Source organism: Bacillus sp. TE9106W, assembly GCF_054062215.1.
Genome location: NZ_JBSSFA010000006.1, coordinates 229,489 through 246,750, shown reverse-complemented (window position 1 = coordinate 246,750; position 17,262 = coordinate 229,489). Strand labels below are relative to the sequence as shown.

Sequence of the window (17,262 nt, the reverse complement as noted above, 5' to 3'; positions counted from 1 at the left end):
TAATAACTTAGGGACTTTTTCAATATTTAACTCACTAATCTTGTAATTCGTTTCTTCTGCCATGAAAGCTTATAATATGCATATTGTAGTATTAAACTGACAATAAACGCTGCTGGGTACCCAATCCATATCCCTTCTATGCCAAGACTTGTATGGTAAGAAAGGTAATACGCTACAGGTACTTCTACAAGCCATATTGATACGACGCCGATAACAGTTGGCCATAATACTGTACCACTCGCTCGCATTGTCGCACTAATAATTTGCGCATGCCCGAAAATTAAATAACTCCATAATGTAATCATAACTAGGCTATGAGCAATTTCAATTGTAGTTTGACTCGTTAAAAACAGTGATAGAATGTCTCTTGAGAACAAGTAAATAAGAGATATTAGCACACCACCGATGACGTAGTTCATAATAATTCCGGCCTTCACAACTTTCTGCAATCGATCAAATTGATTCGCACCAATTGATTGTGCAGCAAAAATGGAGACTGTAATACCAAGGCTAACTGCTGGCATTTGTACATAACTTGCAACTTGGTTCACAACCCCATAAGCTGCTGTTGCATCCGAACCGTAACGATTTACAAACGCGATTACCGCAATTTCTGATAATGAAACTAATATCATATTAATACTCGCTGGAATACCGAGTCGTAGCAATAGCTTTAATAAATCCCAATCCATTCGAAGATATTTCCTTACCGTACTATCTAATTGTAGTGGGTGATTTTTTTTCTTTAAATACACTAACATGACAATAAACGTAATAACTGTAGATATAACAGAAGCATAGGCTGCTCCATACACATCTAATTTCGGAGCTCCTAACCATCCAAAAATAAGAATCGGTAATAAGATCATATTTAGCGCTGTACTTACAATTAAAAAATAAAATGGCGTTTTAGAATCTCCTGTCCCTCTCATAAATGTTGTGTATGCGAAATATAAAAATAATACTGGCATCGATATAAATAAAATACGTGCATAATGTACACTTATTTCAATAATATTTTCTGGCGTTCCCATAAGGCGCATAATATCCATCGCAAAAATACTACCTACTATCGCCAACACAACTCCAATAATAAAGGTAAATGTTAGCGTCGTACCAACAATCGCTTTTAAACGATCTTCGTTTTTTGCCCCAAACGCCTGACCTATTAAAATGGAACTACCAGAACCAATACCAATTACAAATGAAACGAGTAAGAAAAATAGTGGGAAGAATGCTGATATGGCCGCTAAATCATTCACTCCAAGCCATCTCCCTACTACTACCATACCAAATAATTGTCCGACCGATTGTAATACATTACTTAATAGTAACGGTACTAAAAACATGGACATTGATTTCCATATCGGTTTACTCTCATTTTCTAACTTATGTGACTCCGCACCTTCTTTATTGTTATCTGTAGGTGGTTTCAAGTTTCATTTCTCCTTTTATTAAAAATCTGTTTTTCAACTTACATCTCTTTGTATATTTGTTATAACGATGTGCTTCTATTCATTTTCTTCTCCGTATATTATAACTTCACCCAATATTGGCTTCCATCATCTGTTCTATCTAAAAAACCATATTCAATTAAATATCTTCTTAAAGTCACAAAATCTGGGTATACACTTTCTATGATAGTATTTACTTCTTTTTCCGTGTACTTTTTATTACTATCAAACTTCGTCACTAAATGGCGTAATATAATTAATTTACGCTTTTGTTTTTTCGGGAATTTAGAAAGCGGTCCATCTAAGCCTTCTGTAAAATGTGCTTTTAATACTTCATCATTTTCTTCTTCTGTAATATTGTAACGATCATCTACCATCGTTGCTGTTCTATGAATAGGTACAAATTTCGTTTGTACTTTCGATTTTTCTTCTGATAGTTCCATTAACGCTAAAAATACTTTCGCTTGTTTCATTTTCTCTCGAAGTGTAAATCGATGATTGCGAATAGTTGAAGTACTTCCGCCATCCATCTCTTTTACAATCTCTTTATCATTCAGCCCCATATGGAAAAACTGAACCATTTTCTTTTGCAAATCAGTTAAACCTGTATACTTCTTATCAAGGTTTAATAAATAATCAAACATAGACGTATGCTCGTTTTGCACATGCAATTGTACAAACTTCTCTGCTTCATACAAAACTTGATTATCTTGATAAATAACCCCCTTAATAAACGTTTCTCCACAAGCTAAACAAATATACTCTTCCGTTTCCTCATCAAACACATACCCTTTTTTCAATTCCTCTACCGACGCATCCCAAAACTTCTCTGAAATATCGCTCATACTAAACACTCCTTTAAAATGTCCATTTTAAAATAAACAAATTTCAATAACGTTTATTATCACTTCATCATCTTAACACAAACGAAATAAACATTTCAACGTTTCGTTTACCTATTTTGCAAACTTTTATAAAAATATCTATTATATATTCTTTAAAAAGGACATGAAGCAATAAAAAGCGAATGTATTTAATAAATGGATTACGATAGGATGTGAAACAAAACATGACTATTCTGCACGACCCTTGGTTTACTGTTAAACAAATTGCCCAAAATACATATGCAATTAGTGAATATGGACATTGGGAGAAAATACATTCAATTTTAACTACAAAAAAGGTGTTTCCGTATACGAAAACACCTTTATCTTTTAAATATTCTATTTACAGTCTCTACTAAAACCTTACTTGCTTGTACAAATGTATGCTTTCGGTTTCTATCTTCAACAAATGTATTAGCACAACTCCCCATAATCATCATACAACTAATTATGACTAACGCTATCTTTCTATTTTTGTAAGTCACTTCATGCCACTCCACTATTAGAAAACTTCTTTTGAATGTATTCCATCAAGAAATTTTACATGAATAATAAGTCGAAGGAATATGCAATTCTGCATATTTACACGTTTTATCAAGATATTATGATTTAATTTAGTTAAGGAACACGTATACCGAGATGACTAACTTGAAATTTAAAGCGAAAAAAAATCCGTTTCACGTCATTTTCATTTCATTATTTATCATAATTTTTTTCATTTCGCTATTCTTCCAAAATGAAAATTCTATTTTCTTCACTCTCATGATGCTTATAAATATCGTAAATCTTTCTTCCTTCTATTTTTCTCACTACCATATAACTGCTTCCTCTCTTATTGTAAAACACGGTTTCGTATTTCATACTGAAATTCCATTTGAAGACATTCGCCACATTAACTACTCTGGCAAAAAACTTCATTCAAAAAAATGGACTAGACAGCGATTAGAAATCCATTACAATTTATTTGACTCAGTAACAGCTTTTGTACCCCAAGAAGAAGAAAAGTTCATTTCACTCTTAAAAGAACATTGTCCACATATGAAAGTATTGAATATGCCTGCTAACAAATAATATATTTTGGTACTTACAGTAATACAAATAGAAAAGATATATATTGAAAGAGCCAAGATTCTAAAGAATCTCGGCTCTTTTATTACTCTTTCGGAGCAATCATTTTTTTCGGATCGACAATTTCATCAAATTGCTCTTCTGTTAGTAGTCCAGATTGCAATGCTGCTTCTTTTAAAGTTAACCCTTCTTTATGAGCATGCTTCGCAATTTTCGCTGCATTTTCATATCCGATATGCGGGTTTAATGCTGTAACAAGCATTAATGAACGATTCACATTCTCTTTAATGACTTCTTCATCAGCTTCAATACCAACTGCACAATTATCATTAAATGAAACAATTGCATCTGCTAATAAGTGAGCGGATTGTAAGAAGTTATATGCAATAACAGGTTTAAATACGTTCAACTCAAAATTACCTTGACTCGCAGCAAATCCGATTGTTGCGTCATTTCCCATCACTTGCGCTACAACCATCGTTAACGCTTCACTTTGCGTTGGATTTACTTTACCTGGCATAATAGAGCTTCCTGGCTCATTCGCCGGAATAATAATTTCTCCTAAACCACTACGTGGACCACTTGCCAGCCAACGTACATCGTTAGCGATTTTCATTAAATCCGCAGCTAATGCTTTTAATGCACCGTGAGTATATACAACTTCATCATGGCTCGTTAATGCATGGAACTTATTTGGTGCAGAAATAAATTGTTTACCTGTAAATTGGCTAATTTCCTCTGATACCATCTCACCAAATTTAGGATGAGCGTTAATACCTGTTCCAACTGCTGTACCACCAATCGCAAGCTCTTTCATATATGTATTGCTCTCTGCAATCATACGCTCTGTTTTTTCAAGCATACGGTGCCATCCGCTAATTTCTTGCCCTAAAGTTAACGGTGTCGCATCTTGTAAATGTGTACGACCAATTTTTATAATATGTTCAAATGCAGTTACTTTTTCTGCTAACGTTTCTTTTAATTTCGTAATAGCTGGTAATACGTGATTTTCTACTGCAATTACACATGCTACATGAAGCGCCGTTGGAAATGTATCATTTGAACTTTGAGACATGTTCACATCATCATTCGGATGAATATGTACGTCAGATCTCTTTTCTTTCAAAATTTGATTCCCACGATTTGCAATTACTTCATTCACATTCATGTTTGACTGTGTACCACTGCCCGTTTGCCATACGACAAGCGGAAAATGTTCATTCCATTTCCCTGCGATTACCTCGTCAGCTGCTTCCACAATTGCTTCTGCTTTTTCTTCTGATAGCTTTCCTAATTTTTGATTGCTAAGCGCTGCACTCTTCTTTAAAATTGCAAATGCTTTTACAATTTCAAGCGGCATTTGCTCTGTTCCAATCGGGAAGTTTTCTTTACTACGTTGTGTTTGTGCTGCCCATAATTTATCAGCTGGAACTTTTATTTCTCCTAATGTATCTCTTTCAATTCTGTACTCCATGTTTTCATCCCCTTGAAAATATAATACCTACATCTCTTATAATAACAGACTTTCTCTTAAATGATAAGAATTCTCACTCTTATATATAGATATTCTATATTTATTTAAAAAAATTCCTCTTGACCTAAACTTAAGTTTAGGCTGTATCCTTTCCTTTGTAACCTACTATAACACTACTGGAGGAATTCAATATGAAAAAATATGCTTTCATAATAAAAAATCACCTTCTACAACACGTAGAAGGTGATTTTTTATTTATGACGCTTCTTTTCCTTTTTCAGCATCATCTACATACCAAATGAACTTGCCTGTATATCCGTAAATAACTGCTAAAATTAACGATACGAAGCTTAACCACATAAATGGAATGTATGATATCGTCGCAACACCTAAAATACCAGCCATAAAAATACCGTTATCCGACCATGGAACCATACCTGAAGTTAATGTTCCACCTACTTCTGAGTTACGCGCTAATACGCGGCGGTCGATTTTTAGTTTATCATAACTTTCTTGCATAATTTTCGGTGTTAAAATAAGTGATACGTACATCGCACAGCCAAATATGTTCGCTAAAAATGCAATGATTAATGTAGATAACGTTACATTACCAGCAGAATTTAATTTCTTTTCGAATTTTGATACGATTACTTTTAAAACACCTAATTTTTCAAGTAATCCACCAAACCCTAAACCGAAAATAATTACGGCTACTGAACCGAGCATCCCGTTAATTCCGCCACGGTTTAATAACTTATCGACAAACTCAACGCCTGATTGAATTGAGAATCCGTTATATGCTGTTCCAATTGCGTCTCCAAAGTGCATTCCTTGGAAAACAGTTGCCCAAATTGCGCCAAGTAAAGCTCCCATTGCAATTGTAGGCATAGAAGGCTTCTTCATTGCTAATAGTACAATGACAATAATCGCCGGAACTAACATCCATATTTTAATATCAAAGTGCTTTAATAATGATTCCTTTAAAAATTCTACTCGATTTAAATCTACGTTATCTCCGCCATACATCCAACCAGCTACAGTAAACATAATGCTAGTAATAATATACGCTGGAACGTCTAATACAAGCATAGCTCGTACGTGTGCAATAACATCTACTTTTGCCATAGATGCTGCCAATACTGTACTATCAGAAAGTGGCGATAATTTATCCCCGAAATAAGCACCTGAAAGAACTGCACCAGCAACAAGTGGTAATGGTAACCCAAGACCTTCACCAATTGCCATCATAGCAATACCTGCTGTTCCTACCGTTCCCCAAGATGTTCCTGTTGCGATAGAAGTTATCGAACAAATAATTAATGTTGCTAATAGGAATATGCTAGGGTGAATAAATTCTAATCCATAATAAATTAATGTTGGTACTATCCCACCAGCAATCCATGTTCCAATTAAAGCACCTACTGCAACTAAAATGAGTATTGCTTCTAATCCGTTAGAAATCCCTTTCGTAATTGCATCCTGCAATTCTTGATAACGAAATCCTAATCTTAATCCAAGCGCAATTACTAAAAACCATGAAATAAATAGCGCTAATTGAATTGGGAGATCAAAAATCGTTTGGAAGGAAAAGACAACAGCAAGAAATAGTAATAAAAGAACTATGATTTCTAGCATCGATGGTAATCTTACACTTTTCATTTTTTTCTCTCCTTACAAGTCGATAACATGACGTATGTCGTCTTACATGTATGTAATATACAATTAGCGAAGACAAAACAAAATTTTCATATTATTTCGATTTATTTTTCCAGTATAATATATTGGACACCTTTTCTATTGTAAAAGTAGATGCTACTTTTCGCAATGGAAAATATAAAAAATGTTACATTTTTTATATTTAACAATCAAAGGGTAACTTTTTCAATATTTTCCATCATAAAACGTTTTACTATTATACTCACCGTTTAAAGGAATATCATTATTCCCCACACAAAAAAGCACACATCATTCAAATGATGCATGCTCCACTTTTATTTATACATATCTTGTATTTCTTCTTTATTTTTAAGTATTTCCTCAAACTTATCACTACACCCCTTCGGAAATAACACTCCCAATCCATATGAATGTGCAAATTGAAAATGAGGGTACTTCGCTTTTACCTCATCCCAAAACTTATACACGCCGAAATCACCACTTCTAACTTCAATATCATGAAATAACACAATACCGTTTTTCGCGACTTTCGGTAGCCATGTATTATAATCGTGAGAAACAGCTTCATACGTATGATAGCCATCAATATGCAAAAGATTTATCGTTTCATCTTGAAACCGGTCTACAGCATCATCAAAAGTAGATCGAATTAAATTCCCTATATTAAGGTAGTTATCGCTCACTACTTTTTCTACTATTTGAAAAACCCCTTCTCCATATGGACCTGTATGCCCATCTCCAGCCCAAGTATCTACTGCAAAGCATTTAGTCGATAACCCTCCATCTTTTACTCCCTGACAAAAACTAAAAAAGGAAGCTCCTAAATGTGTACCTAACTCAACTAAAGTTTCTGGTTTTTCAAATCGTACTAAGTCATATGCAAAATCTAAATGTCCACTCCAAGCAGATTGTGACCGAATAATAGGGCTAAATTTTTCAAATTCAAATGATGGTTTATGAGTAACCCAGTTCATCACGTATCTCCTTCTACACATATTTTTAACAAACCAAATTACTCTTATCTTTATTTTTTTATCGTCATGATTATGATTCTATTTCATGAAAATATGAAGAATTCATTCTTTTTTATTGCAGTAAAGCATCATATACATATGGGTCTGCTGGCTTATTAATTTTCTCCAATTTACTTATTTTCACAAGTGGAAATGGCATTCTTTTGTATGTCGTTTTATCTAATATCCCTGTTACTTTCACCCATGTTTCTTCTGGGAATTTTTCGACGTTTTGCCCCGTAACAATCATCCCCCAGACTGATGCATCTGCAATGCAACAAGTTATGCCATATCGAGCCACCACTGTTTTATTCCCTCTCACATCTTTATCCTTATATATAAACCCTGTGAATGTAATTTCTTTCCCTTTAAACCCATTCACATCTTGACCAATTATACCCATTGTTTGAACATAGTCCTTATCCTCTACTTGTATTTTACGCTGTCCTAACATACTTTTTGTCAATTGTTCTTCCACTTGTTCAGTCCCTTTTAAATTCGAAGTTTCATCTTGTTCTTTCCAATCAGAATTTGCCCGTATTCCCTCTTTTTCATTCTTTTCCATACTTCTCGCCTGTACACTTTGATTCATACCCCTTTTTCCCGCTAAACTTCCATCAATTGTTACACTTCCAAAGAGAAAAGCACTAATAATTGGAACAACAAATAAAACATATACAAACAAACTTTTCATCCCTGATTTTGATGCTGTATGATACTTACAACAATTACAATCATCCTGTTTTTCTCTTCCATCTCTCCAAACTTGTAAAGAACCAAGAAGTAAGAGCACTACAAAAGCTATATACGTAAATTTAATCATTTTTGGAGCGATAAAATTATATATATTTCCGGTTACAAGTAATTTAAATAAGAGCATTGCTAAACCAATTAAAATAATGCTACGTATATAGCGATGATATGCCTTCTGCTCCTCTTTCTCCATTGTTTCTCACCTCCTATAATCTTGTAATTTGCACGATTGTGTACACCGATAAAATAATAATTCCAATCAAAAAGAATACAAATTTCTTTTGAAAATATGCAAATAGCATTAATGTATTTTTCATATCAAGCATAGGTCCAAACACAAGAAATGCGAGAAGTGCTTTTACAGAGAAAACTTGTCCAAAAGATGCCGCTATAAATGCATCAGCAGCTGAGCAAATGGATAAAACATAACCAAATCCCATCATAATAATTGGGGCAACTACTTCGTTATTTGCTACTGCATCCAGTACATTCCGATCAAAAAAAGTTTGAAATACACTTGCTAAAAAAGCACCCATCAATAAATACTTACCAGTATCAAAAAACTCATCTACAGTGTGATTCATAACATCTTTCCAACTCTTTTTTTTGCTTTTTTGAACTGAACCCTCTACGTCTTTTAAAACATTTCTTTCGCGATAGCGATAATACACAATTAAGCCTATGAATAGAGCAACAAGAATTGTTATCCCAAAGCGTGCATATACAACGTAATCATTTTTTTGAAACGCATATATGGTAGATAAAAGAACCACCGGATTCATTATAGGTGCACTTAGTAAAATAACAATGCCTACATGAAGTGGTAACCCCTTTTGAATGAGCCTTCTTACAATTGGTATAATGACACATTCACACATTGGAAAAAGAATTCCCACAAATACTGCTGGAATCATTGCAACAATTGGAGATCTCGGCATTACTTTTTGAATCATATCTTCTGTCACAAACACTTGAATGAGTAAAGAAACGATTATCCCTAGTAAAATAAAAGGTATTGCTTCAAAAATAATACTTAAAAAGAGTGTGTTCACATTCAACCATACTTGCGGCATACTTTTGTGCAAATTTGCTAGGCTTGTAAAATCTACAAAAAATAATAAAAAGAGAAAAATAACAATAAGCACTATGCCTGCTAATTCTTTTGAAACTCTATTAAAAACCAACCTTCTCGCCTCCATTTTATTTATATGTAAACATGTGCTTGTCCAAATGCATCTACTACTACAACACAAATGTTATAGTCTATTCCTATTCTTAAATCGTAATCATTATGATTTATTATTGATTTTTCCCTTTCAATCATTTAACATAAAACGTAATCATTACGATTTAAAGGAGAGAAAGAATTTCATGAAAAAAATACCTATCACTGTATTAAGTGGGTTTTTAGGATCCGGAAAAACTACATTACTACATCATATTTTAACTAATAAGAACAACTTAAAAGTAGCTGTTATCGTTAATGATATGAGCGAAGTAAACATTGATGCCTCCCTTATAAAAAAAGGTGGTTTTTCACGTACAGAGGAAAAACTAGTAGAAATTCAAAATGGCTGTATTTGTTGTACACTACGAGAAGATTTAATAATAGAAGTGAATCGCCTTGTTGAAAACGGTGATATTGACTATATAGTGATTGAATCTTCCGGTATAAGTGAGCCGATTCCAGTTGCCCAAACATTTACTTATACTGACGACGTTCTTAACATTGATTTAACGAAAAATTGTCGCCTCGATACGATGGTTACAGTTGTAGATGCAAATAGATTTTGGGATGATTTTGCAGATGGAGAAAGTTTATTAGATCGCAAACAAGCAATCAATGAAAATGATACTCGGGAAGTTATTGATTTATTAATAGATCAAATTGAGTTTGCAAATGTAATTATTCTTAATAAGATAGATCTACTAGAAAAAGAAGATGTGATAGAACTTCATCAACTGCTACAGAAATTAAATCCTAATGCAAAAATTATTGAATCTTCCTTTAGCAACGTACCACTGCAAGAAATTTTAAATACAAATGTATTCAATTATGAGGAAGCCAGTCAATCGGCGGGCTGGATACAAGAATTAAATAGTGAACATCATACACCCGAAACGGAAGAATACGGTATCAATTCCTTTGTATACCGTCGTAAATACCCTTTCCATCCTGAACGCCTTATGAATTGGCTAGAAAAATGGCCTGTAGATGTCGTAAGAGCAAAAGGCTTTTTCTGGCTCGCATCTCGTAATAATATGATAGGTCTTCTATCTCAAGCAGGTTCCTCTATTACAATTCAAGGTGCCGGTGAATGGATAGCAGCATTACCTGAAACTGAAAGAAATCAAATGATCATAGAAGAGCCAGAAGTATTGAAAAACTGGGATAAACAATATGGAGATCGAATAACTGAACTCGTATTTATCGGAATTGATATGAACCGTTCTTTAATTGAACAATCATTAGATGATTGTCTATTAACAGAAAAAGAAATGACACAAAACTGGAATACATTCATTGATCCTATTCCAGCTTTTACTTACACTTCATAATTCAAAATAGAAAGGATTCCGTAAACGGAAGCCTTTCTATTTTATCGTTCTCTTATTTAACAAACTCCTTTCATTTGAATAACAACTTTACATTAAGTAAGAAATTTCAGTTTGTTTTTTATTCATTACGTGATATATTGCATATTGTATACAATATATTTTTTTGAAGGAGGACTCTATACATGATGGATCTAAATCGTTTAAAAGGAATCATTATGGTTGTCATTGGTGCTTGTTTATGGGGCTTGTCCGGAACAGCTGCACAACAACTTTTTCAATATGACAATATTTCTACTGAATGGTTAGTTACAATCCGATTACTTATATCTGGCATTATCTTACTCATTATTGCATCATTCGGAACAAGCAAAAAAGAAATATTCGGCATTTGGAAACAAAGATCTGATGCTTATAAAATGATATTGTTTGGTTTATTCGGTATGCTTGCTGTACAGTATACGTATTTTGCTTCTATTAAAGAAGGAAATGCCGCCGTTGCAACATTATTACAATATTTAGCTCCTATATTCATCACTGTATACTTACTTTTCAAATGGAACGTTCGTCCATCAAAAATTGATTTCATTTCAATTACCCTTTCATTAGTAGGTACTTTCCTCTTGCTAACAAACGGGTCTGTGCATAACTTAGCTGTTTCTACACCAGCTATTATTTGGGGGATTTTATCTGGATTATCTCTCGCTTTTTATAGTTTATATTCAAAGGGATTACTAGAAAGATGGTCTTCCTCTGTTATCGTTGGATGGGGTATGATTATTGGGGGTATTGGTGTAACGATTGTACACTTTATTTCTACGAAAGACTTTATTTTATTATCAACTGTGAAATATGTAAAATTAAGTACTCTACCGCTCATCACATTTGTTGTCATTTTTGGGACACTTATTGCCTTTTATTTATACTTAGACAGCATACGATACTTGACTCCGAAAGAAACGACATTATTCGGTTGTACTGAACCACTCGCAGCTATTATTTCTTCTGTACTTATATTACATGTACCGTTTCAATCTTTTCAGTTATTAGGGGCTTTTTGTGTCATTGTAATGGTGCTCATCTTAAGTCAAAAACCAGATGAAGGGAAACCAGAATTAAAGCTTGTTCATGAGAAAAAGGAAAATATACAATGAAAGGATTGAATTCACTATGCCTATCCCTCAAAATTATAAAAAACAAGGAAGAGTTTCGGCAAAATCACTCGTTTTAAATCAACTACAAGATTGGATTATTGAAGGTGTACTGAAGCCCGATGAAAAAATTAATGATGGGGAATTGGCTGAAGCACTAGGCGTAAGTAGAACACCTGTAAGAGAAGCCCTTCAAATATTAGAGCTTTCTGGATTAGTTGAAATGGTACCTGGGCAAAAAACAAAAATTGCTCCTATTAAGTTAGACGATATACCTATTATTTATGAAACGATGGCTGGTCTTCACTCTATTATAGGTAAGCAAGCACTTCAACACACTACAGAAGCTGATTTGAAACTACTTTCTGAAATAAATAATGATTTTCAGTACTCTATAGAGAAAAAAAACGCAAAGCAAGCTTTAGAATTAGATATACAATTTCACAATGCAATTTCTTCTATTGCTAAAAATCAATATATTGAACCCTTTCTAGAAAATATGCAACTTCACGTTTTACGCCTTGAATATTTATTTTTCCAAAACTTTGTTCCAGCAAGTCAATCTATTGATGAACATCACGCTATCATTCAAGCACTGCAGAAGCAGGATGAAAAACAAATGGAACAAATGATGACTCAAAACTGGCTCCGTCCAATGAAAGAAATACAAAAAATAATTTCTACGAAATAGAAAGAGAGCTGGCTACATAAAATCGTAACCAGCTCTCCTTTTACTAATCTATATAGTTATGCCTGAATATCTGCATAATCTTCCATATCTTCGTATTCTTTTTCTAATTCCTCTAAAGACAGCTCGTATAATTGTCGATCGCGAATTTTAAACACACCTGCTCCAATTAACTCATCAATTAAATGCCTCTTACGATTTTCAACAGCAAAACGGAGTTGACTACTCATCTTTTAAAAAAACTCCTTTCTACGATTATTGAAAATGATAATCTTTATCAATTACCACTTTTGATTATAAAAGATGACTCTTTATAAGTAAAGTAATTTCATGAAATATTTACCTTGCAAAGTATTTGTGGCCACATTATATATATGTATGCCGCGCGAAAAATGTTATGACACTTTTTCTTATCCTTTTTCTTTCATACTTTGCAAGTTGTCTCACTATGATGAAATTCACCATCTATTTCTACTTGAATGGTGACATGTTCTACATGAAACTTCTCCTTTAATACATCCGTAGCCTCTTTTAATACACTTTGTGTTTCATTTCCTTTAATAATCAAGTGGCAAGTTAATACTTGAAAATCCGATGTGACAGACCATATGTGCAAATCATGAACTTCTTTTACAACCGTAATATTTAACAATGTACTTTTTACCTCTTCAACATTTATGTTCTGCGGTGCACCTTCCATTAATATATGGACCGTATCACGTGTTACACGCCATCCACTAATAATGACTAAAATAGACACAAGAATACTAGCAATCGCATCTGCAGCAGTCCATCCGAAAAATTTAATAAGTAACGCAGCAATAATCGCTCCAACTGATCCTAATAGATCGCCTAATACGTGTAAGAAAGCACTTCTTACATTCAAATTCCCCTTTACATCTCCGCCTCTCATTAATATCCAAGCTGATAAAATATTAATAAGTAGACCAAGTACAGCAATAATAAGCATCCCATTACTAGCAATCTCAACTGGTTCTTTAAAACGGCGAATTGCTTCAATAAAAATGTATATTGAAATGACAATAAGGACGACACCGTTACATAATGCCGCTAACATTTCGACTCGCTTATACCCGTATGTTTTCGCAGCTGTTGCTGTTTTTTCTCCGAGCTTAAACGCAAGTAAACTTAAAGCTAAAGATACCGCATCACTTAACATATGCCCCGCGTCAGATAGTAGTGCTAAACTATTTGTTACAAATCCCCCAATAACTTCAGCAATCATAAAACTTGTTGTTAGTAAGAATGCAAGTAGTAACGCTTTTTTATTTTTAGAATGCCCATGATCATGCGAATGTCCCATACAAAATGCTCCTTTAAGTGCAATATCTGTACATTAGTATGAAACAAATTCCCTATCTTTATCCCGCTTCCTCTGTATACACACTTCGATACTTTTCAAACAAGTCCTTTTTCTCAACAAAAAATAAGACTACTTCTTTTTCAGCTTCATATTGTTTACTAATGAAAGAAATTTGAAGGAGGTTATTGAATTGAAACGACTATTTCTCTGTATGGAACGTGAACTTATCGTTGTAAAAGAACGCTATGGTAACTATGAAACCGCATATCACTTACAAAATATGCAACCTACCTGTATCGCTGTTGATCCATTTCAAAAGAATCGTGTATATTGCGGAACATTTGGACGAGGTCTCTGGTTAAGTGATGATAGCGGAGATTCATGGAGACCGATTGGAGATTCTTATCGTTACTTTGATTTTCCAAAAGAAGATGGTATTTTACACTCTTCTATCACTTCCATTACGATAAGCCCGAATGAAAAAGTTAACGGATATGGCGTCGTTTATGTCGGCACAGAACCGAGCGCTTTATTCCGTTCAGAAAATGGTGGTGAAACGTGGACGGAACTGAAAAATATGAAATCATTATTATCTTCTTATACGTGGGCTTTTCCGCCTAGACCTTTCACCCATCACGTACGCTGGATTACAGTGGATCCACAGAATCCGAATACAATTCATGTTTCAATTGAAGCTGGTGCTGTTATTCAAAGTAACGATAAAGGGCATACATGGATTGATAAAAAATTCGGTGCTCCTATCGATGCGCATCAATTACTTATGCATCCTGAAGCACCAAATCGCCTTTATGCATCATGTGGTGACGGATTTATGGGCGGACCTGATCGCGCATACCTTGAAAGTTATAACAGTGGAAACAGCTGGATCTCACGCAGTGAAGGACTTGAACATCATTATTTATATAGCATGGCTATCGATCCAGCTGATTGTAATACAATTCTCGTTTCTGCCGCACCGAGTGCAGATCTCGCTCATCACCGTATTCCTTATGAATCTTATATTTATCGTAAAACGAAAGATACTCCTTTCGAACAAGTACAACAAGGACTACCACCTGCAATTGGTACAGTCATTTCGATGTTTGCGACAAACGAAGCAGAACCACATACATTTTACACTTTAAATAACAACGGCGTGTTTCAATCCAATGATAGCGGCGAATCGTGGGAACAACTAAACATTCCGTGGAAAGATGAGTATAAAACGCAGCATCCGCATGCATTACTTGTTACTACTCCTTAACGAAAAAAAGACTGCCTAATGTTTTAGGCGGTCTCTCTTTTATTTCTTTAAATCAATAACGATATTATCTAAGACAATATCTTTCTTTTTCGCTTCTTTATTCGGCACTTCAATTTTCTTCTCGATACCATTAATAAATTCCACTCCACCAAAGTTTTCTGGTGTATGTACTCGTAAGTTCACATGGGGTGTAACGATAAGCTTCGTAGCGTTTTTGTTCAATTTTTGGAATATAGCACTCCAACTACTTTTGTGCGGTTCTGCTACTGTACTAGTTCCGCCATTTCCTTCACCAGCATATTTATTTCCTAAATCATCTTTTATTTCTAATTCCACATCAGCGCTATCCCATATACTTCTTAATACTTTAGATTCTTCCTGATTGAAAAAAACGATAAATGACATCGGAGTTACTTCCATTTTGTCTATATTTACTTTTATTAATTCATTTTCAGAAACCCCATTAACCTTTACTTCTTTACTCTCCATTGCTTTTAAACTAAGTGCGAAGTTCCAATTCCCCTTAATTGAATTACCTTTATAATCCAACTCAATCTCTTCCATATTCCACCAAACATTTGCAACATCTAACCTTTTACTACTATTACCACTCATTGTAATCATACCTACGTACTTTTTCTCTCCAACTTTTGTTACTTGAGAGCTTCCTCCCCCACCATTAAACCCCATCACCTGCGGATATCCAAATATATTTGGCTTCTCACCTAAATCTTTATCACTCTCAATAGAGTATGTGATTGTGATTGTTCTACCATCGAACACAGCATCATTAATTGTAACCTTAACCCCATTACTCTCCCTCGTCATATTCAATTCAGTCGAAAACTCTTTATAATTTTCATATAACCCTGTTCTACCATTATCTAAAAACCGGAATATGTCCCCTACTATTGGTAATCCTCCAGCGTATGTCGGAAATCCGATGCCAAGCATGGCAACCGATACGCCGACTAAAATAGATGCAGCAGCAACGCCTTTTTTCCAACTTTTCATCTTTTTCTTCGTACGAATAGATTGTTTTACATTACGCTTCACTTTTTCTTTTTCAATTTCAGAAGCCTCAATTTCCTCAAGTTCTTTCTCATCTATATCAATATCATTTAATAGTTCATAAATGTCTTTCATATTACACTACCTCCAAAACTAATATTCGTAGCATTTTGTTGTAGTTTCTTTTTCCCACGGTACACTCGATTATCGATTGCTGCCCGGGTTAATCCTAACTTGTCACCTATTTCCTCTGTCTTCATACCGAGAAGATATTTCATAATGAATACTTTTTGATCTAGCGGTTCTAATTGATTAATAAGCTTCAATAATTCTTCTCTATCTTCCATAACAATTAATTCGTCTTCTGCCGACTTTTCTGTACTAATATGAAACTCATCCGAAATAATTTCTACTTTTTTAGTCGCTTTCCGGTAATAATCAATTGCTTTAAACTTCGCAATTGCCGCAATCCATTTTTTAAAATCATTTGGTTCTCCATGAAATTTATTTGCGTTATTCCATATGGAAAGAAATATATCGTTTACACATTCCTCTATTAATCCATCATTTTGAACTGGAAGAAGAACTTTGTGCGTGATTCCCTTTATGAGTGGTAAATATGTATCGACAACAAATTCTAGCGCATCTTCTTTTTGCCGTTGTAATCTTTTTATATAATTTTTCTCATTTGATTTCATGTAGCGATTCCCCTTATTTTTTTGTAAAAGCTTTTACACCCTATATAACGTCTAAAAAAATATTTTCTCTCATCTTTTTATTATTTTTTGTATGTAATGGAATACTTTCCCTTAGCCATTGTCTCACATAACTATGCATTACAAGAAAATTTTCTCAAGTCTGCAATTTGATTCATGTAGTACACTATTTATATAGTCATTCTTTAACTTAGTGTACATTTTATTTCGTTAACCTACTATTTAAAAT

Annotated in this window: 16 protein-coding genes; 5 read left to right on the top strand and 11 right to left on the bottom strand. The window is 34.0% G+C overall.

The features are described from left to right. Positions 1–26: 26 nt before the first annotated feature. Positions 27–1,436: an MATE family efflux transporter gene (locus ACVWY7_RS14295; protein WP_000804148.1), complete on the bottom strand. Its 1,410-nt coding sequence runs from the start codon at positions 1,434–1,436 to the stop codon at positions 27–29. A 98-nt stretch (positions 1,437–1,534) separates the two neighbouring features. Then, positions 1,535–2,299: a DUF2087 domain-containing protein gene (locus tag ACVWY7_RS14290; RefSeq protein ID WP_001280287.1), complete on the bottom strand. Its 765-nt coding sequence runs from the start codon at positions 2,297–2,299 to the stop codon at positions 1,535–1,537. 687 nt (positions 2,300–2,986) lie between these two features. Between ACVWY7_RS14290 and ACVWY7_RS14285 the strand changes: the two genes are divergently transcribed. Continuing rightward, on the top strand, positions 2,987–3,409 hold the full coding sequence (locus ACVWY7_RS14285) for a PH domain-containing protein (RefSeq protein ID WP_000669055.1): 423 nt from the start codon (positions 2,987–2,989) through the stop codon (positions 3,407–3,409). A gap of 82 nt (positions 3,410–3,491) precedes the next feature. On the opposite strand, the gene fumC is transcribed toward ACVWY7_RS14285, so the two are convergent. From fumC to ACVWY7_RS14260, 5 genes are all read right to left on the bottom strand, one after another. Then, the gene (fumC, locus tag ACVWY7_RS14280) at positions 3,492–4,880 is read right to left on the bottom strand and encodes a class II fumarate hydratase (RefSeq protein ID WP_105989136.1); all 1,389 of its coding nucleotides are present in this window, start codon (positions 4,878–4,880) and stop codon (positions 3,492–3,494) included. 255 nt (positions 4,881–5,135) lie between these two features. Beyond that, positions 5,136–6,539 (bottom strand): Na+/H+ antiporter NhaC, encoded by a 1,404-nt coding sequence (gene nhaC / locus ACVWY7_RS14275; RefSeq protein WP_000843972.1) that lies wholly within the window; start codon positions 6,537–6,539, stop codon positions 5,136–5,138. A gap of 332 nt (positions 6,540–6,871) precedes the next feature. Beyond that, complete coding sequence (locus ACVWY7_RS14270; RefSeq protein WP_001104664.1) at positions 6,872–7,531, bottom strand: class I SAM-dependent methyltransferase; 660 nt, start codon at positions 7,529–7,531, stop codon at positions 6,872–6,874. A 112-nt stretch (positions 7,532–7,643) separates the two neighbouring features. After that, positions 7,644–8,516, bottom strand: coding sequence for a TIGR03943 family putative permease subunit (locus tag ACVWY7_RS14265; RefSeq protein ID WP_105989134.1), 873 nt, complete (start codon positions 8,514–8,516; stop codon positions 7,644–7,646). A gap of 13 nt (positions 8,517–8,529) precedes the next feature. Continuing rightward, positions 8,530–9,507: a permease gene (locus tag ACVWY7_RS14260; protein ID WP_105989132.1), complete on the bottom strand. Its 978-nt coding sequence runs from the start codon at positions 9,505–9,507 to the stop codon at positions 8,530–8,532. A 187-nt stretch (positions 9,508–9,694) separates the two neighbouring features. Here ACVWY7_RS14260 and ACVWY7_RS14255 point away from each other — a divergent pair, with 187 nt between their 5' ends. From ACVWY7_RS14255 to ACVWY7_RS14245, 3 genes are all read left to right on the top strand, one after another. Next, the gene (locus tag ACVWY7_RS14255; RefSeq protein ID WP_000723688.1) at positions 9,695–10,882 is read left to right on the top strand and encodes a GTP-binding protein; all 1,188 of its coding nucleotides are present in this window, start codon (positions 9,695–9,697) and stop codon (positions 10,880–10,882) included. Positions 10,883–11,067: 185 nt separating this feature from the next. Then, positions 11,068–12,033, top strand: a complete 966-nt coding sequence (locus ACVWY7_RS14250) for a DMT family transporter (RefSeq protein WP_142395521.1) — start codon at positions 11,068–11,070, stop codon at positions 12,031–12,033. Positions 12,034–12,049: 16 nt separating this feature from the next. Then, the gene (locus tag ACVWY7_RS14245) at positions 12,050–12,721 is read left to right on the top strand and encodes a GntR family transcriptional regulator (RefSeq protein WP_105989163.1); all 672 of its coding nucleotides are present in this window, start codon (positions 12,050–12,052) and stop codon (positions 12,719–12,721) included. 56 nt (positions 12,722–12,777) lie between these two features. Here the strand turns inward: ACVWY7_RS14245 and fbpA are convergent, their stop codons facing one another. Next, positions 12,778–12,948 (bottom strand): Fur-regulated basic protein FbpA, encoded by a 171-nt coding sequence (fbpA, locus tag ACVWY7_RS14240; RefSeq protein ID WP_000098301.1) that lies wholly within the window; start codon positions 12,946–12,948, stop codon positions 12,778–12,780. Positions 12,949–13,142: 194 nt separating this feature from the next. After that, positions 13,143–14,042 carry a cation diffusion facilitator family transporter gene (locus ACVWY7_RS14235; protein WP_105989128.1) on the bottom strand — a complete coding sequence of 300 codons (900 nt, stop codon included), beginning with the start codon at positions 14,040–14,042 and terminating at the stop codon, positions 13,143–13,145. A 190-nt stretch (positions 14,043–14,232) separates the two neighbouring features. On the opposite strand from ACVWY7_RS14235, the gene ACVWY7_RS14230 reads away from it, so the two are divergent. Further along, a complete protein-coding gene (locus ACVWY7_RS14230) occupies positions 14,233–15,306 on the top strand; it encodes a WD40/YVTN/BNR-like repeat-containing protein (RefSeq protein ID WP_002080068.1) in 1,074 nt (357 codons plus the stop codon). A 39-nt stretch (positions 15,307–15,345) separates the two neighbouring features. Here the strand turns inward: ACVWY7_RS14230 and ACVWY7_RS14225 are convergent, their stop codons facing one another. Further along, positions 15,346–16,452: a DUF4179 domain-containing protein gene (locus ACVWY7_RS14225; RefSeq protein WP_000653141.1), complete on the bottom strand. Its 1,107-nt coding sequence runs from the start codon at positions 16,450–16,452 to the stop codon at positions 15,346–15,348. Then, positions 16,449–17,015: a sigma-70 family RNA polymerase sigma factor gene (locus ACVWY7_RS14220; RefSeq protein WP_000840043.1), complete on the bottom strand. Its 567-nt coding sequence runs from the start codon at positions 17,013–17,015 to the stop codon at positions 16,449–16,451. The genes ACVWY7_RS14225 and ACVWY7_RS14220 overlap by 4 nt, the downstream gene beginning before the upstream one ends. Positions 17,016–17,262: the final 247 nt, after the last annotated feature.